Consider the following 4,552-nt stretch of genomic DNA (forward strand, 5'->3'; position numbering starts at 1 on the left):
ACGGTTCCTGGCAAGGCGCGCCGACGAGGCGTAGCGGGGACTACGGCGAGGAGGCGCAACGCCGCCAGGGGCCGTCAGGGCCGCGACAATCGTAACGTTATTTGCGGGACAGGACACTAGAGTCCTGAATCCTCCATGCGCGGCGGGAAACGGGCGACAAGTCCCTGCTCTTCCCCGTTGCGCTCAACCGTCAAGGGCAGCCAGGTGCCAGGGGCCTGGCGGTGGACGATGAACTGCAGGGCGCCGGGTGATTGAAGCGATTTCCCGGCAGCTTCCACGACCACATCGCCCGCCTCCAGGCCTGCCTCGGCAGCCACCGAATCATCCATTACGCTGACCACGCGAACGCCTGTATCCTCCGTGGGCTCCTCCAGGCCGATACCGAGCGACAGAACGGACAGCTGGTGGCGATCGTCATCGATTGTGAATACGGCCCGGGCAAGATCGCGGTCCAGCTCGCTGCATTGCTCGTCCAGGGACACTGGCAGCAGCACCGGCGTTGCCTCCAGCCCCAAGTCCCGAAGTTGCTGCGGGACGCCATCGCCGTACTCGAGATGCCCGCGGCCGATGAGCGCGACCACCAGCGGCTCACCGTCGCGCCCTTCGCGCGCCTCTACAATGCCCTGCGCCATGGCCCGGTCCCGCGCGAGTTGCGAGCGCACGAACGCCTCGCGGTCCTCTGCCGCGCCGAACTCGGCATGTTGCTCGAAAACCCGGTGCAGGCGCTCCAGGTACCGCTCGGAGGGTTCGGTCGCGGGCTCGACACCGTCGCGCTCATCCGCCGGGACGGCATCCCAGCCTTGATGGCCAATACGCTGAACCACGGAGCGTTCCAGGTTCACCGCCTGTACTGGTATGCCGTGAAGCCGCGCGAAGTGCAGCAGCGGCAAGTAGAGATCCGGGCTAAATCCCCAGTGTTCATACCACCCGCTGTCGTGCAGCAACTCCCGCTCGTCCAGCTCGCCGGCGATCCAGGCGTCCAGTGCAGGCTGCGCGCTGCGCGGCAGCATTTCCAGCGCCAACACCAAATCCGGCGCGTGGGCGCGCAGCTGCGCCAAGGTTGACAGCTGCCACCGGTGGTGATCCATGCGGTCATGCTGCTCGCCCAGGAGCACCGCATCGGTCGCCGCAAGATCCTTGTACAGCGTGCCATCGTCCAGCACGTGCTCTCCCGGACTCCACCATTGACCGGGTTGCTCACAGGCCCACACGGGCAGCAGGCCCGCGAAAGAGCTCAGCGTGATCCCGGCGACGAGCCGCGAGAGGTTCAGCATTGCAATGACTCCACGGGTTCAGGGAGGGACAATCGCATCCCCGCCCCATTGCGGCGGAACACGATCCCGCTGACTTGCTCAGGCGCCGGGGGGAAGAGACGGCCGGAGACTGTTACCATTCAACGCTAACATCCAGACTCTGTCAGGGCGTGAGAGTTCAGCGTGCGCTCGTGAGTCAGGACGCTCGCCGTCAACGGCATGGCGCAAAACGGCAGACACTCTCCAAGGAGCGCACCATGAGTCGTATTATCGCTTTTGACGTCAACGAGACGCTGCTCGATCTTGCCGGTCTCGACCCCCACTTTGAGCGAGTCTTCGGCACGACGGCGGCCCGGCGGGAATGGTTCGGCCAGGTGCTGCAAACCGCCATGACCACGACGATACTCGGGCGCTACCGGGATTTTTCCACCATCGCCGGGTGTGCCCTGACCCAGGTCGCCGAGCGCCGCGCCATTACCCTGACACAAAAGGACCGGGAGAGCATCGCAGGGGGCATGCGCTCGCTACCGCCCCACCCCGATGTCGCACCCGCGTTGGTCAGGCTGAGGGACGCCGGGCTGCGGCTGGTTGCCCTGACCAACTCACCCCCCCAGGTGGCGCAGGCTCAGCTTGGCCACGCGGAGCTCAGCGGCTACTTCGAGGAGATCCTCAGTGTGGACATGGCGCAGTGCTTGAAGCCGGCCCCAGAGGTCTACAATACGGCGGCCCGCAGCCTCCTTGCCACCGCCCAGGACATGCGGCTGGTGGCCGCTCACGCCTGGGACGTGGCGGGCGCCATGAATGCGGGCTGGGCTGGCGCCTTTGTCGCCCGACCCGGGCAGGTGCTGGACCCGCTGTTCGAGCCCCCCGATATCATCGGCAAGGATATGGACGAGGTGGCTACGGCCATCATCGACCGTGACGTGACAACCGTGACGTGACCTCGGCGCAGCGGCGCTGATTTCATCAGGCAGGCCGCCCCGACTTTAACAACAATCGGAGACCCAATTCGTATGCGTGCTGCCTATTACGAACGCGTCGGTGCCGCCCGGGAGGTGCTGCAGATCGGCGAGGTGCCGACGCCGGAGCCCGGCCCCGATGAGGTACGGGTTCGCCTGCACTACAGCGGTGTGAACCCCTCCGATGTCAAGACGCGCGCCGGCACCCGAAGCAGCGCGTTGCCCTTTCCACGCATCATTCCCCATAGCGATGGCGCCGGTGTGGTCGATGCCGTCGGCGAGAACGCGCATGCACACCGTGCCGGCCAGCGGGTGTGGGTCTGGAACGCCGCCTGGGGCCGCCCGCACGGAACAGCCGCGGAGTACGTGGTGCTTCCCCCGCAACAGGTTGTGCCGCTGCCAGAAGGCGTCGCCCCGGACGCGGGAGCCTGTCTCGGCATCCCGGCGCTGACCGCCTACCATGCCGTGCACTGCCACGGCGGCGTGCAGGGGCAGACGGTTCTTGTTGCCGGTGGTGCCGGCGCGGTCTCCTGGTATGCCATTCAGATGGCGCGCGCCGCGGGCGCAGCCTGCATCGCGACCACAGTGAGCTCACCGGAGAAAGCCGCAGTGGCGCAAGAGGCGGGAGCCGAGGTCGTGATCAATTATCGCACCGAGGACGTGGCCGAGCGGCTCCTTGGGCTCACGGGCGGAATTGGGGTCGATCGCATTATCGAGCTTGAGTTTGCCGCGAATGCAGCAATAGACATTGCGGCCATCCGCCCTGATGGCCTGATCGTCGCCTATGGCGCCAATGCCGGCGAAGTCACTCTGCCGTTCTTCCAGGCCATTTTGAAAAACGTGCTGGTGCAGTTCTTTATCGTCTACAACCTGCCGGATGCCCAGCGTCAACCAGCGATCGACGGGGTCACCCAACTGTTGCAGCGCGGGGCCCTGCGGCACCGGATCGCGGCACGGCGTCCGCTGGAGGAAATCGCCGAGGCGCACGAACTGGTGGAACAGGGGCAGGTCATCGGCAACGTTGTGCTCAGCACAGGTTAGCCAATCGCTCGCGCCAGGCGCCGGGCATGCAGCGGTGCCTGTTTGGCGATTAACAGCCGCATGGCCTCGCGTAACACGTCGACCAGCGCCGGTCGCCCGCTTTGTCCGGCGGCGGCCGCGGCGTCGGCCCAGCTGCGCTGCTGGAGAATTCTTGCCACCATGGCCTGTTGCTGCACCGCGGAGAGCAACTGCGCGCTCGCCCCGGATGCCAGTGCTGCCAGCGTAATGCGGCGCAGCGCCGCCAGCGAGACCTCGTACGACCGGTAGCCGTGGGCGAAACCAACCGCATCCAACCAGTCCCGATCTTCCGGCTCCGGCAGGCTCAGATGCCGAACCAAAGCCAGCACGATGGCCGGTTCCACGGCCTGCAGGGGATCACTGAGCTGGGCAGGGAAATCCCGGGCGATTAGCGCGCGCGCCTGATCGAAGAACACCGCACCCCTGGCATTCAGCGGGCAAACCGTCAGGGCCGAGTGTGTGCCGCTGGCCGCATCGCGCCGCATGCCCAGGCGCAGCGGGCGGCACCCCGTCTTCTCCCAGAAGCGAAGCAAGCCACCCGTCGCGCCGAAACTCGCACCGATGAGATCGTAACCCCGCTCGCGGGCGACGCTGGTCACGCGCTGCATGAGATGCGTACCGAGCCCCCGTCCCTGAAGCGCGGGATGGACCGCAATGCGCATCACCCGGGCGGCCCGGCAGGTGGCGCCGTCCAGCACGCCGACATGGCAGGCCAGTGACTGCGGCAGCAGGTGCCCGCGCGGGCGCCTTGCACCGGACCAGATCGCCTGCGCCACATGCTGCGGGAAACCGCCCTCCTCAGCGATCAGGGCCGCCGCGACCACCGCGTCCCCGTGGCGCAGCAGCAGCAACGACAAATTGGGGCCATCGAGGAGATTGCGCAGGTCCAGCGGGCGGGTGCGATAGTGTGCGTGGATGAGTAACCCGAACACATCCCGCAGCAATGGTTCGTCGCGCGCCAGGGCATCTCGGTCCACGGTTTGCAGCCGGGTCTGCGGCGGCGGCAAACGCGGGGCATCAACAGCCGGCAGCTCCGCATCCAGCAAGAGCGCCCGAAACACCAGGGCTTCGACCGGATCGCCCTCGCGCCAGCGGATGGGCTCCTTGAGCGCCACATGACGCCAGCGCGGGGTTTCCGACTCCAGCGTGCGCTGGAAGCGCAACACGAACCCACGGCCGGTGCCTTCGTAACCATGGATGGTGGTGGCGAAGACGATGCGGCTGTAACGCCGCAGCAAGTCCCCCAGCAAGGCGGCCGACAGGGCGGCGGCTTCGTCAACG

The 4,552-nt window shown here is 66.8% G+C and carries 4 protein-coding genes; 2 read left to right on the forward strand and 2 right to left on the reverse strand.

Features of this window, described 5'->3' with window-relative positions:
- Positions 1-116: 116 nt before the first annotated feature.
- The gene (locus tag QZT63_RS11615; protein ID WP_290651371.1) at positions 117-1,274 is read right to left on the reverse strand and encodes a ChaN family lipoprotein; all 1,158 of its coding nucleotides are present in this window, start codon (positions 1,272-1,274) and stop codon (positions 117-119) included.
- Between the two features lie 236 nt (positions 1,275-1,510).
- Between QZT63_RS11615 and QZT63_RS11620 the strand changes: the two genes are divergently transcribed.
- Both QZT63_RS11620 and QZT63_RS11625 read left to right on the forward strand, forming a co-directional pair.
- Positions 1,511-2,194: a haloacid dehalogenase type II gene (locus QZT63_RS11620; protein WP_290651372.1), complete on the forward strand. Its 684-nt coding sequence runs from the start codon at positions 1,511-1,513 to the stop codon at positions 2,192-2,194.
- Positions 2,195-2,266: 72 nt separating this feature from the next.
- Entirely contained in the window at positions 2,267-3,253 is a 987-nt protein-coding gene (locus QZT63_RS11625; protein WP_290651374.1) for an NADPH:quinone reductase, read from the forward strand.
- On the opposite strand, the gene QZT63_RS11630 is transcribed toward QZT63_RS11625, so the two are convergent.
- Positions 3,250-4,552: GNAT family N-acetyltransferase (locus tag QZT63_RS11630; RefSeq protein WP_290651376.1), on the reverse strand; the 1,303-nt coding region annotated here is incomplete at its 5' end. The genes QZT63_RS11625 and QZT63_RS11630 overlap by 4 nt on opposite strands.

Source organism: Aquisalimonas sp., assembly GCF_007120195.1.
Lineage (GTDB): Bacteria > Pseudomonadota > Gammaproteobacteria > Nitrococcales > Aquisalimonadaceae > Aquisalimonas.

What these genes read in the sequence shown, in the direction of transcription:
- QZT63_RS11620 (WP_290651372.1), top strand. Translation starts at nt 1,511, where the DNA reads ATGAGTCGTATTATCGCTTTTGACGTCAACGAGACGCTGCTCGATCTT.
- QZT63_RS11625 (WP_290651374.1), top strand. Translation starts at nt 2,267, where the DNA reads ATGCGTGCTGCCTATTACGAACGCGTCGGTGCCGCCCGGGAGGTGCTG.
- QZT63_RS11615 (WP_290651371.1), bottom strand. Translation starts at nt 1,274, where the DNA reads ATGCTGAACCTCTCGCGGCTCGTCGCCGGGATCACGCTGAGCTCTTTC.